Origin of the sequence: Cryobacterium breve, assembly GCF_004402375.1 — a bacterium.
Classification (GTDB): domain Bacteria; phylum Actinomycetota; class Actinomycetes; order Actinomycetales; family Microbacteriaceae; genus Cryobacterium; species Cryobacterium breve.
Map to the genome: position 1 here is coordinate 1 of NZ_SOGJ01000012.1, position 15361 is coordinate 15361.

Annotated in this window: 14 protein-coding genes and 1 pseudogene; 5 read left to right on the top strand and 10 right to left on the bottom strand. The window is 66.7% G+C overall.

The window, feature by feature from the left end; translation table 11 throughout:
• Positions 1–136 precede the first annotated feature (136 nt).
• The 10 genes and pseudogenes from E3O65_RS04900 to E3O65_RS04945 form a co-directional block, all read right to left on the bottom strand.
• Positions 137–409 (bottom strand): PTS sugar transporter subunit IIB, encoded by a 273-nt coding sequence (locus tag E3O65_RS04900; RefSeq protein ID WP_134362629.1) that lies wholly within the window; start codon positions 407–409, stop codon positions 137–139.
• Entirely contained in the window at positions 406–873 is a 468-nt protein-coding gene (locus E3O65_RS04905; RefSeq protein ID WP_134362630.1) for a PTS sugar transporter subunit IIA, read from the bottom strand. Before E3O65_RS04905 ends, E3O65_RS04900 begins: the two co-directional genes overlap by 4 nt.
• 43 nt (positions 874–916) lie before the next feature.
• Positions 917–2032, bottom strand: a complete 1116-nt coding sequence (locus E3O65_RS04910; RefSeq protein ID WP_134362747.1) for an adenosine deaminase — start codon at positions 2030–2032, stop codon at positions 917–919.
• A gap of 103 nt (positions 2033–2135) precedes the next feature.
• Positions 2136–3449: a thymidine phosphorylase gene (locus tag E3O65_RS04915; protein WP_134362631.1), complete on the bottom strand. Its 1314-nt coding sequence runs from the start codon at positions 3447–3449 to the stop codon at positions 2136–2138.
• Between the two features lie 2 nt (positions 3450–3451).
• The gene (locus E3O65_RS04920) at positions 3452–3880 is read right to left on the bottom strand and encodes a cytidine deaminase (protein ID WP_134362748.1); all 429 of its coding nucleotides are present in this window, start codon (positions 3878–3880) and stop codon (positions 3452–3454) included.
• 5 nt (positions 3881–3885) lie between these two features.
• Positions 3886–5181, bottom strand: a complete 1296-nt coding sequence (locus E3O65_RS04925; RefSeq protein ID WP_134362632.1) for an ABC transporter permease — start codon at positions 5179–5181, stop codon at positions 3886–3888.
• On the bottom strand, positions 5178–6446 hold the full coding sequence (locus E3O65_RS04930) for an ABC transporter permease (protein ID WP_174722265.1): 1269 nt from the start codon (positions 6444–6446) through the stop codon (positions 5178–5180). Before E3O65_RS04930 ends, E3O65_RS04925 begins: the two co-directional genes overlap by 4 nt.
• Positions 6443–7963 (bottom strand): ABC transporter ATP-binding protein, encoded by a 1521-nt coding sequence (locus E3O65_RS04935; protein ID WP_134362633.1) that lies wholly within the window; start codon positions 7961–7963, stop codon positions 6443–6445. The genes E3O65_RS04930 and E3O65_RS04935 overlap by 4 nt, the downstream gene beginning before the upstream one ends.
• Positions 7964–8088: 125 nt before the next feature.
• Positions 8089–9166, bottom strand: a pseudogene (locus tag E3O65_RS04940) (BMP family lipoprotein).
• A gap of 211 nt (positions 9167–9377) precedes the next feature.
• Positions 9378–10499 carry a mannose-1-phosphate guanylyltransferase gene (locus E3O65_RS04945; protein ID WP_134362634.1) on the bottom strand — a complete coding sequence of 374 codons (1122 nt, stop codon included), beginning with the start codon at positions 10497–10499 and terminating at the stop codon, positions 9378–9380.
• A 78-nt stretch (positions 10500–10577) separates the two neighbouring features.
• On the opposite strand from E3O65_RS04945, the gene E3O65_RS04950 reads away from it, so the two are divergent.
• The 5 genes from E3O65_RS04950 to E3O65_RS04970 all read left to right on the top strand — a co-directional run bounded on the left by E3O65_RS04950 (position 10578) and on the right by E3O65_RS04970 (position 15314).
• The gene (locus E3O65_RS04950) at positions 10578–11732 is read left to right on the top strand and encodes a glycosyltransferase family 4 protein (RefSeq protein ID WP_134362635.1); all 1155 of its coding nucleotides are present in this window, start codon (positions 10578–10580) and stop codon (positions 11730–11732) included.
• A 111-nt stretch (positions 11733–11843) separates the two neighbouring features.
• Entirely contained in the window at positions 11844–12257 is a 414-nt protein-coding gene (sdhC, locus tag E3O65_RS04955) for a succinate dehydrogenase, cytochrome b556 subunit (protein WP_134362636.1), read from the top strand.
• Between the two features lie 12 nt (positions 12258–12269).
• Positions 12270–12722 carry a succinate dehydrogenase hydrophobic membrane anchor subunit gene (locus E3O65_RS04960; RefSeq protein WP_134362637.1) on the top strand — a complete coding sequence of 151 codons (453 nt, stop codon included), beginning with the start codon at positions 12270–12272 and terminating at the stop codon, positions 12720–12722.
• A 17-nt stretch (positions 12723–12739) separates the two neighbouring features.
• Complete coding sequence (gene sdhA / locus E3O65_RS04965; protein ID WP_134362638.1) at positions 12740–14554, top strand: succinate dehydrogenase flavoprotein subunit; 1815 nt, start codon at positions 12740–12742, stop codon at positions 14552–14554.
• Positions 14555–14570: 16 nt separating this feature from the next.
• A complete protein-coding gene (locus E3O65_RS04970) occupies positions 14571–15314 on the top strand; it encodes a succinate dehydrogenase iron-sulfur subunit (RefSeq protein ID WP_134362750.1) in 744 nt (247 codons plus the stop codon).
• The last annotated feature ends 47 nt before the right edge of the window (positions 15315–15361 follow it).

Below are 15361 nucleotides of genomic sequence, written 5' to 3' on the forward strand. Positions count from 1 at the left end.
CGCCCGGGCCCGCGCGCGAGTGCTGCGCCGCTGCGCGGGTGGCGTGCCACGCGCGCAGCGGCGCAGCCACAGCGAAACAGCGGTAACCACCACTGGCGGCGGCGGCGGGGCGGCAGGTGCGGCCCCGGGCGCGGCGTCAGCCCAGGGCGGTTTCGAGCTTGGCTGCCAGTTCGTCCACGTCGAAGTAGTTGTCGATCACGACGATGTCGGCGTTGGTCTTGCCGATCGCTGCGACGAGTTCGGACGAGGTCAGAATGACCTGGGCATCCGCCCCGACCGTGCTAACCCCGGCCATGTCGGTGGCCGTCACATCCGCCTCGATGTCGAGGCGAGCAAGCGCACGCTCCGCGTTGATCTTGAGGATCGCGGAAGTCCCCAGTCCCACACCGCAGAGAGCGACGATCTTCATGAGGGCTCCTCGGTGGTTGCGGCCTTGACGCCCAGCAGAGAACGGATGGCGTCTACATGTGTTGCCGCGGCGAGCGACGGGATGACGTGCGGGTCGTTGAACACGTTCGCGAGTTCGGCGACGAGCAGCACGTGCTCGTCGGAACTGGTCACGGCGAGCCCGAGCACGACGCTGACCGGGTCGTTGTGCGGATGCCCGAACGCGACCGGGTCGGCCAGGGTGACGATGCTCAGACCCTCGGAGTGCACGTCGGGGCCGGGGCGGGCGTGCGCAAGGGCCAGCCCAGGGGCGATCACCACGTAGGCACCGAACTCTTCGATGACCGCGATCATGCGCTGGGTGTATTCGGGCGCCGTGGCACCGGATCGCTCGAGGGCGTCACCGGCGGCGGTCACCGCACCGCGCCAATCGTCGACGTGGACGCCGATCGCGATGGCTTCGGTGGGCAGTGGCGGAAGTGGCATGGGAACTTTCACGGGGTAGGGAGGGTCAGCCTGCGCGCGACGCTCAGGCGGTTTCGAAGCCGGCAACGATGGCGTCCGCCAGCTCTTCGCGGTCGTCCAGCGGCAGGAACGCCGACCGGGCCGCGTTGAGCTGGAACACCTCGAGGTCGTCGATGTCGTAGCCGAACGCGTCGCTCAGCAGCGCCAGCTCCTTGGTCAGGGTTGTGTTGCTCATCAGCCGGTTGTCGGTGTTCACGGTGACCCGGAAGCCGAGCTGGTAGAGCAGGTCGAAGGGATGACCCTGAAGGTCGTCTCCCCAGGCCGCGATGGCGCCGGTCTGCAGGTTGGACGACGGGCTGAGCTCGAGGGTGACCTCACGGTCGCGCACCCACTGCGCCACCGGGCCGAGCGTGACGTAGGTGTTCTCATCGTCTTCCCGGCCGATGATCACGTCTTCGGCCAGGCGCACGCCGTGGCCCAGGCGAAGGGCACGACCGTCATAGAGGGCCCCGCGGATGCTTTCCAGTCCGTCTGCCTCGCCCGCGTGCACGGTGACGGGCATGAATGCCATGGCGAGGAAGTCGAAGGCATCCCGGTGGTTGTGGGCTGGGAATCCCAGCTCGGCACCCGCGATGTCGAAGCCGACGACCCCTGTGGCGCGATGCCGCACGGCGAGCTCCGCAATCTCGAGGCTGCGGTCGGCATGCCGCATGGCCGTGATCAGCTGGCCGACACGGATACGGGACCCGCCTTCAGCGACCCGTGCGACGCCGGCCTCGAGGCCTTCCTGCACGGCCTCGACGGTCTGGTCGAGGGTGAGGCCGCGGGTCAGGTGCTGCTCGGGGGCCCAGCGGATCTCCCCGTAGATGACACCGTCGGCGGCGAGGTCCTCGACGAATTCGCGGGCCACCCGCACGAGACCCTCCCGGGTCTGCATGACCCCGCAGGTCAGCTCGAAGGTCTTGAGGTAGTCGACCAGGCTGCCGGAATCTGCCTGAGTGCTGAACCAGGAACCCAGCGCCGCGGCATCCGTCGACGGCAGCTCCAGCCCGACCGAGTCCGCCAGTTCGATGATCGTCTGCGGCCGCAGTCCGCCGTCGAGGTGGTCATGCAGGGAGATCTTCGGCAGGGCGTTGATGCTCGTGCCGGCACCAGGCAGCAGGTAATCCTCAGGGATCATGTTCACTCCCCTAATCTACCGGCTGGGTGCTGATAGTCATGCTGTTTGGCCAACCCCGGCCCGCACATCCTTACCGGATATACGGGCAGGGGTAAGCATCGGTTCAGCGCCCGATACGCTCGGCGATCAGCGGGCCGCCGTCGAGCACGGGCTCGCCGGGGTCGCCGATACGGTACGCACCTTCGACCGCTTCCAGGGCCCGGGCGAATCGCTCGGGCTCGTCGGCGCTGAGGGTGAACAGCGGCTGGCCGGCGCGCACGGTGTCGCCGGGCTTGGCATGCAGGTCGATGCCCGCCGCGTGCTGCACCGGGTCCTGCTTGCGGGCGCGGCCGGCGCCGAGGCGCCAGGCGCCGATGCCGAACGGCAGCGCCTGCTGTTCGACCAGCACGCCGTCGCGTTCGGCCGTGACGACGTGGGTTTCGCGGGCAACGGGCAGGGGGGCGTCGGGGTCGCCGCCCTGCGCACGGATCACGTCGCGCCACTTGTCCATGGCACGCCCGTCGGTGAGGGCGGATTCAACGTCGACATCGGTGATGCCGACCAGCGCGAGCATCTCCTGGGCGAGGGCCACGGTGAGCTCGACGACATCCTTGGGCCCGCCGCCGGCGAGAACCTCAACCGATTCGCGAACCTCGTTGGCGTTGCCGATGGCGAATCCGAGCGGAACGTTCATGTTGGTGAGCAGAGCGGATGTCGCTACACCGGCGTCCTCGCCGAGCGCCACCATGGTGCGGGCCAGTTCCCGGGAGCGTTCGATGTCCTTCAGGAAGGCACCCGACCCGAACTTCACGTCCAGGACCAAGGCGCCGGTGCCTTCGGCGATCTTCTTCGACATGATCGACGACGCGATCAGAGGGATCGCCTCGACGGTGCCGGTGATGTCGCGCAAAGCGTAGAGCTTGCCGTCGGCTGGAGCGAGGCCGCCGCCGGCAGCACAGATGACGCCCCCGAATTCCTGCAGCTGAGCGAACATCTCCTCGTTGGTGAGGTGAGCACGCCAGCCGGGAATGGCCTCGAGCTTGTCGAGAGTGCCGCCGGTGTGGCCGAGGCCGCGGCCGGACAGCTGCGGCACGGCAGCGCCGAAGACGGCCACGAGGGGCATCAGCGGCAGGGTGATCTTGTCGCCGACACCACCTGTGGAGTGCTTGTCGGTGGTCGGCTTGCCCAGGCCGGCGAAGCTCATCCGCTCGCCGCTGTTGAGCATGGCCATGGTGAGGTCCTTGATCTCCCGGCGGTTCATGCCGTTCAGGAAGATCGCCATGGTCATGGCGGCCATTTGCTCGTCGCCGACATAGCCGCGCGTGTAGGCGTCGATCAGCCAGTCGATCTGCGGCGTGCTGAGCTCACCCCGATCGCGCTTGGCATGGATCAGGTCCACGGCGTCGAATTCTTCGATACGGTTCTGGTTGGTGCTCACAGCTACTCTTCCTGGTATTCGGCGAGCTGCCTCGGCCCGAAGGCGTCCGGCAGCACTTCATCGATGGTGCGCACACCCGACACGGTCTCCAGCAACATGCCGGCCGCAGAGTGTTCGTACAACAGCTGGCGGCAACGGCCGCAGGGCATCAGCGTGCGGCCATTGCCATCGACGCAGGTGAACGCCACGAGGCGGCCTCCGCCGGTGAGGTGCAGCACGGAGACGAGGGCGCACTCGGCGCAGAGGGTGAGGCCGTAGGAGGCGTTCTCCACGTTGCATCCACTGATCACGCGCCCGTCGCTCACCAGCGCGGCCGCGCCGACCGGGAACTTCGAGTAGGGCACGTAGGCCTTGCCCATCGCAGCCGTGGCCGCTTCTCGCAGCCCGGCCCAGTCGATGGCGGCGTCCTGGGGCAGAGCATCCGGGGCCATGGCGGTCACGATTTGATGTAGGGCTTGCCGGACGCAGCCGGACCTCGGGAGGTTCCGACGAACCCGGCCACGGCGGCGATGGTGATCACGTACGGCAGCATGAGCATGAATTCGCTCGGCACGGGCGAGCCGATGACGCTGAGCACGTTCTGCAGGTTGCTCGCGAACCCGAACAGCAGGGCTGCCAGCGTGGCTCGGATCGGATCCCAGCGGCCGAAGATCACGGCTGCGAGGGCGATGAAACCGGCGCCGGCGGTCATTTCCTTGCCGAAGGCGCCCACCGAGCCGAGGGTGAAGTACGCACCGCCGAGTCCGACGATCGCGCCGGCGAGCGACACATTCCAGAAGCGGGTGCGGGCGACGTTGATGCCTACCGTGTCGGCGGCCTGGGGGTGCTCGCCCACGCTGCGCAGGCGCAGGCCCCACCGGGTGTGGAAGAGGCCGTAGTAGACCACGGCGACAGCCACGTACATGATGTAGACGATCATGGTCTGCCGGAAGAGAACCGGGCCGATGATCGGGATCTCGCTCAGCAACGGGATGTTGATGCGCTCGAACCGAGGAGGCTGGTTGAGCAGTTCCGCGTTGGGTGCCATCACCTGCGAGTAGAGGAAGCCGGTGAGGCCGATCACGAGCACGTTGAGGACGACACCGACAATGACCTGGTCGACGAAGTACTTGATCGAGAACGAGGCGAGCACCATCGAGACGAGGACGCCGGCGAACATGGCCGCGACCAGACCGAGGAGAGGCTGGTTCGTGAGGGACGCCACCATGGCAGAGGTGAACGCACCGGCGAGCAGCTGACCCTCGATAGCGATATTGACCACGCCGACCCGCTCGGAGATGACACCGCCGAGTGCACCGAAGATCAAGGGCACGGCCAGGCTGAGCGAGCCGAAGAGCAGTCCGGGAACCGGGATGGTCTCGCCCGCGGCGGCCCAGACCAAGAATCCGATCAGGAAGAGCACCGCGAAGATGGAGATGAGCCAGATCGGCACTCGGCGCTTGGACCGCACCATCCAGACGCTCACGCCCGTGATCAGGAGCAGCAGCACACTGATCCCGATGCCGGTCGCCAGGGTGGGCAGTTCGAGGTCGGGGAGCTGGATCAGGTCGCTCGAGGTGGAGAGCCGCAGAGTGCTGATGCCCTCCCGGCCGAAGGCCACGAACAGCAGGAACGCGACGACGGTGAAGATGCCGACGGCGATGGGAGCCTTCCAGCTCGTCACGACCTCGAACTCGGGCCGGTTGTCGGCAGCGGGTGATGCGGGCTGGACGGCCGGAGCAACGGTGCTCACTTTGCAGCCACCTCCTGGGTAACGTTGGGCAGTGCACGGCGGGGCGCGGAGCCCGGGGCGGGCAGGCGGAAAATGGCCCGCACGAGCGGCGGGGCCGCGATGAACAGCACGATCAGAGACTGGACGACGAGAACGATGTCGATCGGCACACCCTCGGCCGCCTGCATCGAGAACCCGCCGGCCTTGAACGCGCCGAAGAGGATACCGGCCGCGAACACGCCCCAGGGCTTGGAGCGTCCCAGCAGGGCGACCGTGATCGCGTCGAATCCGATGCCGGAGTCGAGCCCGGCGCCGAACCCGCTGGTCGTGGTGCCCAGGACCTGGTTGATACCGGCCAGGCCGATCATGCCGCCCGAGAACAGCATTGCGTAGACATAGATGCGCTTGACGCTGATGCCCGCGACACGAGCGGCGTGGGGGTTCAAGCCCACAGCCCGGAACTGGAAGCCCAGGTTCGAGCGGGACAGCAGCCACCAGGTGAAGATCGTGGCTGCGATGGCCAGGATGAATCCGAAGTGCAGGGAATAGGTCGGGCCGAGGAGGTCAGGGAAGACCGCGGTGACCTTGGTTGCCGGGCTCTTCGGGTTGTTCGATCCGGGCGTCTTCAGGAAGCCTTCACGCAGCAGGTAGCTGACCAGGTAGAACGCAACATAGTTGAGCATGATCGTCGTGATCACCTCGTGGGCGCCGGTGCGAGCCTTGAGCAGACCCACGATGCCACCCCAGAGGGCGCCGCCGAGCACGCCCGCCACGAGTGCGGCGACCATGTGCAGGCCGTAGGGCAGGTCGACCGCGAAGCCGACCCAGCCGCCGAGGGCGGCTGCGATCAGCATCTGGCCGCGGCCACCGATGTTGAACATGCCCACCCGGAAGCCCAGTGCCACGCCGAGCCCGGCCATGATCAGCGGGGTGGCAAAGGTGAGCGTCTCGGTGAGCGGTTTGATGCCGGCAGCGAAGGTGTCCCGGCGGAAGTTATAGACCGACCCCTGGAACAGCGCGGAATAGGCGCCGGACACGGAGTTCCAGACTTCCCGCAGCAGGTCGCCCGGCCGGGAGAAGAAGTAACCGGCCGCTTCCTGCACACCGTCGTTGGTGAAGGCGATCATGATGCCGCCGACGAAGAGCGCGAGCACAACGGCGAGCACGGAGATGATCGCGTTGCCGGTGGTGATCTCGCGGAACGCCTGGTTCCAGCGGGACGGTTGCTCGGGGACCGGCGTCGCCGGCGTTCCCGACGCGGTGGGGGTACCCTGTGTCGCGCTCACGCGGCAGCTCCTTCTCCGGCGGGCGTTTCGCCGGCCATCATCAAACCAAGAACGGCACGCGGAGTGTCGCCGGGCACGATGCCCACGATGCGACCGCGGTACATGACCATGATCCGGTCCGCGAGGGCGGCCACCTCGTCGAGCTCGGTCGAGATGACGATCACCGGTGTGCCGGCATCCCGGGTGGCCACGATGCGTTCGTGGACGAACTCCACCGAGCCGACGTCGAGCCCGCGGGTGGGCTGGGCTGCGATGAACAGGCGCAAATCGCGGCCGAGTTCCCGAGCGAGCACCACCTTCTGCTGGTTTCCGCCGGAAAGCTTGCCGACCGGGGTCTCGATGCCCTGGGCGCGCACGTCGAATTCCTTGACCTTCTTCTCGGCGAAGGCGGAGAGGAATGCCCGTTGCACGTTCCAGCGCTTGACGAAGGGTTCCGCATTGGAGCGGTCGAGCATGAGGTTCTCGGCGATGCTGAACTCACCGACCAGACCGTCTTCGTTGCGGTCTTCGGGCACGAATCCGACTCCGGCGTCGAGCACCTGGCGCACCGAGTGGCCACGCAGTGACTTGCCGTCCAGGGTGATTTCCCCGGTGACCCGCGATTGCAGGCCCATCAACGCCTCGGTCAGAGCGGTCTGGCCGTTGCCCTGCACGCCGGCGATGGCGAGAATCTCGCCCGTGTGCACCTCAAAGCTGACGTTGTTCACCAGGATCTGGCCGAATTGGTCGAGCACCGTGAGGTTGCGAACGGAGAGGGCCGCAGCACCCGGCACGGCCGGCGCCTTGTCCACCGTGAGGTCGACCGCGCGGCCCACCATCTGGGTGGCCAGTTCAACGTTGGTCGCGGTCGGGGAAGCCTCGCCGACGACCTTGCCGAGGCGGATGACGGTGATCCGGTCGGCGACTTCGCGCACCTCGCGCAGCTTGTGCGTGATGAAGACGATGGAGGTTCCGCTTGCCTTGAGCTGGCGCATGATGACCATCAGCTCATCGGTCTCCGCCGGGGTGAGTACGGCGGTGGGCTCGTCGAAGACGAGCACCTTTGCGTCGCGGGAGAGCGCCTTGATGATCTCCACCCGCTGCTGCACCCCCACGGGGAGGTCCTCGACGAGCGCGTCCGGATCGACGTCGAACCCGAAGCGCTGGGAGATCTCCCGCACGTGCTTGCGGGCTGCGGGCAGGTCGAGGCGCCCGCCGGCCTTGGTCTCCTCATGCCCGAGCATCACGTTCTCGGCCACCGTGAACACCGGGATGAGCATGAAGTGCTGGTGCACCATGCCGATTCCCGCCGCCATGGCGTCACCGGGACCGCTGAAGTGCTGCACCACGTCGTCGAGGAGGATCTCGCCTTCCTCGGCCCGATACAGGCCGTAGAGGACGTTCATCAAGGTGGATTTGCCTGCGCCGTTTTCGCCTAGCAGCGCATGGATTTCTCCGGCCTCGACGGTGAGGTCAATGTGGTCGTTAGCGACCAGGGCACCGAATCTCTTCGTAATGCCTCGAAGTTCGAGCTTCATGAGGTTGAGTCTATGCAGTGGCGAGCGAAAGTTGACGCGCTTGCTCATATGTTGGTGGGCTGATCGGGCGGTTAACGCAGTCGGGGAGGCCCGCAAAATGCGTGCCTCCCCGACGTCGGGTGATGCTACTTCGGGGTCGCGGGCGACTCCACCTTGAGAGCGCCACTGATGATGTCGGCCTTGATGGCCTCGATCTCGGTCATGACCGCGGGGTCGACCTTGGACTCCCACTCGTGCAGCGGGGCGATGTCGACGCCGCCGTTCTCGAGCGTTCCGACGTAGGGGGCGGACGTGAAGTCGCCCTCAGCGTCGTCGAGGATGATCTGCTCGGTGGCATCCGTCATCTGCTTGAGCACCGAGGTGAGGTACATCGAAGCGAACTCGGGAGTGGTCTCGAACAGGTCGCTGTCGACACCGATGATGGCGACGTCCTTGCCGGAGTCCTGAATGGCCTGCGCGGTGCCCTGGAAGAGCGGTCCGGCAACCGGGAGGATGACGTCTGCGCCGGCATCGATCAGGGTGGTGCTGAGCGCCTTACCCTGGTTGATGTCGTCGAAGCCACCGGCGAACAGGCCTGTCTGGGCGGCCTTGTCCCAGCCGCTGACGGTGACGTTGGTGCCCTTCTTCTCGTTGTGGTACGCGACGCCGTCGACGAAGCCGTCCATGAAGATGGTGACCGACGGGAACTGGAGTCCGCCGTAGGTGCCGACCACACCGGTCTTGCTGGTTCCGGCGGCCAGGTAGCCGGCCAGGAACGCCGCCTGCGCGGTGTCGTAGAGAACCGGCTTCACGTTGTCCAGCTCGAGCGGGCTGAAGTCGTCATTGGAGAGTGCGGAGTCGATCAACGCGAAGTTGGTGTCGGGCGCGGCCTGCGCGGCGTCGCGGGTGGCGTTGGCCAGGGCGAAGCCCACCGTGAGGACGAAGTCGCAACCCTGGTCGACCANGGCCGTACTGATCTTCCGACTTGGACTCGGCCTGCTTGAAGTCGATGTCCAAATCCTTGGACGCCTTCGAAATGCCCTCGAAGCTGGACTGGTTGAAGGACTTGTCGTCGAAGCCGCCGAAGTCGGAGACGATGCAGGGCACGTAGTCGGAGGCGGTGCCGCCCGAGGTTCCCTCGTCGGTCGGTGCCGGAGCACACGCTGCGAGAAGTGCCACTACGCCGAGCGTGGCAAGGCCGCTGAATGCGACCCGTCGTTTCATGATTGTCAAAATGACCTCCAATGGTCGCCCGGCGCGGGGTTCGCAGGGGGCTTTATTGGTTTCCACGCTACCGAATGATTCTCTGCTCAGAGGAGCAAACAGCGCCTGTGCGCGAAAGGTTATCAAGACGCGACACTGGCTGTCATCCGCCCCGAGGCTCGTGGCCCCGACCCTGAACCGAAAAGCACCCCGATCGGGGGGTTCGGCGCGCCTAGAGCACGTCAGTGCTGCCGGACAGCTTGAGCGCGTCGACGACGGCCTTCACCTTCTGGGCGTTGGCGCTGGTGGTGATGAGGAGGGCATCCGGGGTGTCGACCACGACGATGTCCTCGACGCCGATCAGCGCGATCATACGCCCGGTGTGGCTCACCACGATTCCGCTCGACGAGTCGGCGAGAACCCGAGCGCCCTCGCCCAGAATGGCCAGGTCGCGCTTGCGGCCGTTGGCATGGATCTTGGCGATCGACGCGAAGTCGCCCACGTCGTCCCAGTCGAACTGCCCGGGGATCACGGCGAGCTTGCCGCGCGCGGCCACCGGTTCGGCGACCGAATAGTCGATCGCGATCTTCTTCAGCCGCGGCCAGACCCGGTCGACCACGGCGCCGCGGCGCGGGGTGTCCCAGGCCTCGGCCAGTTCCAGCAGTCCGGCGAGGAGCGCCGGCTCGGCCGCCCCGATCTCCTCGAGCAGGCGGTCTGCTCGGGCGATGAACATGCCTGCGTTCCAGAAGTAGTTGCCGCTGGCCAGGTAGTCCTGGGCGGTGGACATGTCGGGTTTCTCCACAAAGGAATCGACCGACAGGGCGCTGGCGGCGCCGTCGATGTTCAGCGTGCCCGCGGTCTTGATATAGCCGAAGCCGACGGCCGGTTCCGTGGGCTGGATGCCGATGGTCACGATATAGCCGGCGTCTGCGGCCGTGACCGCCTCAGCGACCGCGTGGCGGAACTGGGCCGCTCCTTTGATCACGTGGTCGGCGGCGAAGGAGCCGATGATGACGCCCGGCTCCCGCTTCTCCAGGATCGCCGCGGCCAGGCCGATAGCCGCAGTGGACTCGCGCGGCTCGCTTTCGAGCACCACGTTGCAATCGGCCAGTTCCGGCAACTGCTCTTCGACGGCGGCGCGGTGCGCCCGGCCGGTGACGACCATGATGCGCTGCTCGCCGGACAGGGGCGCGAGGCGATCCCAGGTGGCCCGGAGCAGGGTCTGGCCGGAGCCGGTCAGGTCGTGCAGGAATTTAGGGGCGTCGGCGCGGGACAGCGGCCACAGTCGGGATCCGATTCCACCGGCCGGGATCACGCTGTAGAAACGGTCGAGTGGTTCCGTGGAATGCAGCATTCGGCCAGACTACCGCCCGGTCCACGCTGTTCACAGTGCGTTCACCTGCCCGCCGGAGGGCCTGCCTACGCTCCAACTATGAGGGTTGCACTCATCACCGAAAGTTTCCTGCCCACCGTCAGCGGAGTCACCACGAGCGTGTGCCGGGTGCTCGACCACCTCGCCGCCACCGGCCACGACGCCATGGTCATCGCGCCGGCCGGGGCGCCGGACCGATACGCCGGTTTCCCGGTGCACGGCGTGCCCGCCGCCCGTTACCGGCAGTTCCCGGTGGGCATGCCCAGCCCGCACGTGCATCGGCTGCTGGCCGATTTCGCACCCGATGTTCTGCACGCCGCATCGCCGTTCCTGCTCGGCGCGCAGGGCATCGCGGCGGCCAACCGACAGGGTGTGCCCAGCGTCGCGGTCTTCCAGACGGATGTCGCCGGTTACGCCCGCCGCAACCGGCTCGGCCCGGCCGCGCAGTCGGCCTGGCGCTTCGTCAAGTGGGTGCACGAGGGGGCCGACCTCACCCTCGTCCCCTCCACCGCGTCGATGGCGGACCTGCGCCGCATCGGGCTTCGCCGGCTGGCGCACTGGAGCCGCGGCGTCGACCTGATCGGCTACCATCCCAACCGAAGGACCGACCCGGAGGTGTCCGCCCTCCGCCGCCGGCTCGCCCCGAACGGAGAGGTCGTCGTGGGCTACGTGGGCCGGATGGCCCCGGAGAAGCAGGTGGAGCGGTTCCGCTGCCTGCGGGGCGTGCCCGGCATCCGTATCGCCCTCGTCGGCGACGGCCCGTCCCGGCCGGCCCTCGAGAAGGAACTCGCCGGGATGCCGGTGACCTGGCTCGGCCGGCTGGACGGGCCGGAGCTCGCCCGCGCCTACGCGAGCTTCGACCTGTTTCTGCACGCGGGCACCGAGGAGACCTTCGGCCAAACCCTGCAGGAGGCGCACGCCGCCGGACTGCCGGTGGTGGCGCCGCGAGCCGGGGGTCCGATCGACCTGGTCGAACACGGTGAGAACGGGCTCCTCTTCAGTCCGGACGACGAAGCCGACCTGCGCCGCAGCGTCACCCTGCTGGTGGCCGATGCCGGCCTGCGGCGGCGGATGGGCGAGGCCGGGCGCCGGAGCGTGCTCGGCCGATCCTGGGAAAACGTGTGCGGCACGCTGCTAGATCACTACGAACAGGTCATCGACGATCGCGCCGCCGTGCGCGCCATGGTTGCGGTTCCGCTGTCAATGCAGCGCTAGCCACGGCAATCGCGTTTTATCTCGGTGCAGAGACACTTAGACTGGAATCACGTGCGCACGGCGCATTGTCGGCCTGATTCGTCGAGGCCGCTACTTAGCCAGGGAGGGTTCATGCCAGAGCAGGCAGCGACACTGACATCCCAGCAGAAAACGACGTCACGTCGCCCCGCCGGAACCCTGTATCGGGGCCGTGAGGGCATGTGGTCGTGGGTCCTCCACCGCATCACCGGTGTTGCGATCTTCTTTTTCTTGCTGGTTCACATCTTGGACACCGCGCTGGTGCGCGTCAGCCCAGAGGCCTACAACGCGGTCATCAGCAGCTACCAGACGCCCATCATGGGCCTCGGCGAGGTCGCGCTCGTCGCGGCCATCGTGTTCCACGCCTTCAACGGCCTGCGGATCATCCTGATCGACTTCTGGAACGCCAAGTATCAGAAGGCCATGTTCTACGTAGTCATCGCGCTGTGGGTCGTGACGATGCTTGCCTTCGTGCCACGCCACCTGATCAACGTGTTCAGCCACTAGACGGGACGTGCCATGACAACCACAATCGAAGCTCCCCGCAGCCCGTACGCCCGTTCGCCGAAGAAACGCGGAGTCAACTGGGAAAAATGGGGCTGGATCTACATGCGCGTCTCCGGCGTCGTGCTGGTCGTGCTCATTTTCGGCCACCTGTTCGTCAACCTGATGGTGGGTGAGGGCGTCAGCGCCCTGAACTTCGCCTTCGTCGCCGGCAAGCTGACCACCCCGTTCTGGATGGTCTGGGACGTGCTGATGCTCTGGCTCGCCCTGATCCACGGCGGCAACGGTATGCGCACGCTGGTCAACGACTACGCCACGCAGCGCCTCACCCGTGGCATCCTCAAGTCCGCCATCCTGGCGGCCGTCGTGATCCTGATCGTTCTGGGCACCCTCGTGGTCTTCACGTTCGACCCCTGCCCGGCCGGCTCGCCCGCCGATCTTCTCCCCTCGTTCTGCTCGGCCATCTAGGAGCTGCAAACACACATATGTCAACGGATGCTTCAACCGCGCCCTCCGAGTCCACCGTCGTCGACGGTGTGCACTACCACCAGTTCGACATCGTCATCGTGGGAGCCGGTGGTGCCGGCATGCGTGCCGCCATCGAAGCCGGCTCCGGCGCGAGCACCGCCGTGATCTCCAAGCTCTACCCCACGCGCTCGCACACCGGTGCCGCGCAGGGCGGGATGGCCGCGGCCCTCGCCAACGTCGAGGAAGACAACTGGGAGTGGCACACTTTCGACACGGTCAAGGGCGGCGACTACCTGGTGGACCAGGACGCGGCCGAGATCCTCGCGAAAGAAGCCATCGACGCCGTCATCGACCTCGAGAACATGGGCCTGCCCTTCAACCGCACACCCGAGGGCAAGATCGACCAGCGCCGGTTCGGCGGCCACACCAGCGACCACGGCAAGGCACCCGTTCGCCGGGCCTGCTACGCCGCCGACCGCACCGGCCACATGATCCTGCAGACGCTGTACCAGAACTGCGTCAAACGCGGCATCAACTTCTTCAACGAGTTCTACGTGCTCGACCTGGTCATGACCCCGGTCGACGGAGTCGACCAGCCGTCGGCCGTCGTCGCCTACGACCTGTCCTCCGGCGAACTGCACGTCTTCCAGGCGAAGGCGTTCATCTTCGCCACCGGTGGCTTCGGCAAGATCTACAAGACCACCTCGAACGCACACACCCTCACCGGCGACGGCGTGGGCATCGTGTGGCGCAAGGGCCTGCCGCTCGAGGACATGGAGTTCTTCCAGTTCCACCCGACCGGGCTGGCGGGCCTGGGCATCCTGCTCACCGAAGGTGCCCGCGGCGAGGGAGCCATCCTGCGCAACGCGGCCGGCGAACGATTCATGGAGCGCTACGCGCCCACCATCAAGGACCTCGCGCCGCGTGACATCATCGCCCGGTGCATGGTCAAGGAGGTCGCGGAGGGTCGCGGCGCCGGTCCGAACAAGGACTACCTGTACCTCGATTGCACCCACCTCGGTGCCGAGGTGCTCGAGACCAAGCTTCCCGACATCACCGAGTTCGCCCGCACCTACCTGGGCGTCGACCCGGTCACCGAACCGGTGCCGGTCATGCCCACCGCGCACTACGCGATGGGCGGCATCCCCACCAACGTGAACGCGGAGGTGCTGCGCAACAACACGACCGTGGTGCCCGGCCTCTACGCGGCCGGTGAATGCGCCTGCGTATCCGTGCACGGCTCCAACCGGCTCGGCACCAACTCGCTGCTGGACATCAACGTCTTCGGCAAGCGCGCCGGCAACAACGCCGTCGCCTACGTCAAGACCGCCGAGTTCACACCGCTGCCGGCCGACCCGGCCCAGGGTGTGCGCGAACTGCTGGAGGGCATCCGCACCAGCACCGGCACCGAACGCATCGCCGTTCTCCGCAAGGAGTTGCAGGAGACGATGGACGCCAAGGCACAGGTGTTCCGCACCGACGAGTCGCTCTCCGATGTCACCAACGTGATCCACGGGCTGCGCGAGCGGTACAAGAACATCGGTGTGCAGGACAAGGGCCGCCGGTTCAACACCGACCTGCTCGAGGCCGTCGAACTCGGCTTCCTGCTCGATTTGGCCGAGGTCGTCGTTTACTCCGCCCGCAACCGTAAGGAAAGCCGCGGCGGGCATATGCGCGACGATTTCCCCCTGCGCGACGACGAGAACTACCTCGTGCACACCATGGCATACCTGACCGGCGACCCGCTCTCCGCCGACGCCGCCGATCACATTGCGCTCGACTGGAAGCCAGTCACCATCACGCGCTACCAGCCGATGGAAAGGAAGTACTGAGTTGAGCACCGCAACAATGGGCGCGGCCGTCGTGCCGGAGGAGATTCAGTCCTTCACGGTGACCCTGATCATCCGCCGGTACAACCCGGAAGTCGACGACGAACCGCACTGGGACGACTACGACGTGCAGATGTACCCGACGGACCGCGTGCTCGACGCCCTGCACAAGATCAAGTGGGAGCAGGACGGCAGTCTGAGCTTCCGCCGTTCCTGCGCGCACGGCATCTGCGGCTCGGATGCGATGCGCATCAACGGCCGCAACCGCCTGGCCTGCAAGACTCTGATCAAGGACCTCGACATCACCAAGCCGGTGTACGTCGAGGCGATCAAGGGTCTGCCGTTGGAGAAAGACCTGATCGTGGACATGGAGCCGTTCTTCGAATCGTTCCGTGCCGTGCAGCCGTTCCTGGTGGCCAACAACGCGCCCACCGACGGCAAGGAACGCATCCAGACCGTCGCCCAGCGTGAGCGCTTCGACGACACCACCAAGTGCATCCTCTGCGCCGCGTGCACGTCGAGCTGCCCGGTGTTCTGGACCGACGGACAGTACTTCGGTCCGGCTGCAATCGTCAACGCGCACCGGTTCATCTTCGACTCGCGCGACGACAATGCCGCCGTGCGCCTCGACATCCTGAACGACAAGGAAGGCGTGTGGCGTTGCCGCACCACCTTCAACTGCACCGAGGCGTGCCCCCGCGGGATCCAGGTCACGCAGGCCATCTCCGAGGTCAAGCAGGCCATGCTGCGCGGCACCGCATAGCCGCACGAGCTCTCAAGGCCGGTCTTCCCGGGGCGAATCGCCCGGGA

Coding starts and splice junctions, on each gene's coding strand:
- sdhA (WP_134362638.1), top strand. CDS start 12,740: ATGTCAACGGATGCTTCAACCGCGCCCTCCGAGTCCACCGTCGTCGAC.
- E3O65_RS04960 (WP_134362637.1), top strand. CDS start 12,270: ATGACAACCACAATCGAAGCTCCCCGCAGCCCGTACGCCCGTTCGCCG.
- E3O65_RS04945 (WP_134362634.1), bottom strand. CDS start 10,499: ATGCTGCATTCCACGGAACCACTCGACCGTTTCTACAGCGTGATCCCG.
- E3O65_RS04935 (WP_134362633.1), bottom strand. CDS start 7,963: ATGAAGCTCGAACTTCGAGGCATTACGAAGAGATTCGGTGCCCTGGTC.
- E3O65_RS04910 (WP_134362747.1), bottom strand. CDS start 2,032: ATGATCCCTGAGGATTACCTGCTGCCTGGTGCCGGCACGAGCATCAAC.
- E3O65_RS04900 (WP_134362629.1), bottom strand. CDS start 409: ATGAAGATCGTCGCTCTCTGCGGTGTGGGACTGGGGACTTCCGCGATC.
- sdhC (WP_134362636.1), top strand. CDS start 11,844: ATGCCAGAGCAGGCAGCGACACTGACATCCCAGCAGAAAACGACGTCA.
- E3O65_RS04950 (WP_134362635.1), top strand. CDS start 10,578: ATGAGGGTTGCACTCATCACCGAAAGTTTCCTGCCCACCGTCAGCGGA.
- E3O65_RS04970 (WP_134362750.1), top strand. CDS start 14,571: ATGGGCGCGGCCGTCGTGCCGGAGGAGATTCAGTCCTTCACGGTGACC.
- E3O65_RS04920 (WP_134362748.1), bottom strand. CDS start 3,880: ATGGCCCCGGATGCTCTGCCCCAGGACGCCGCCATCGACTGGGCCGGG.
- E3O65_RS04905 (WP_134362630.1), bottom strand. CDS start 873: ATGCCACTTCCGCCACTGCCCACCGAAGCCATCGCGATCGGCGTCCAC.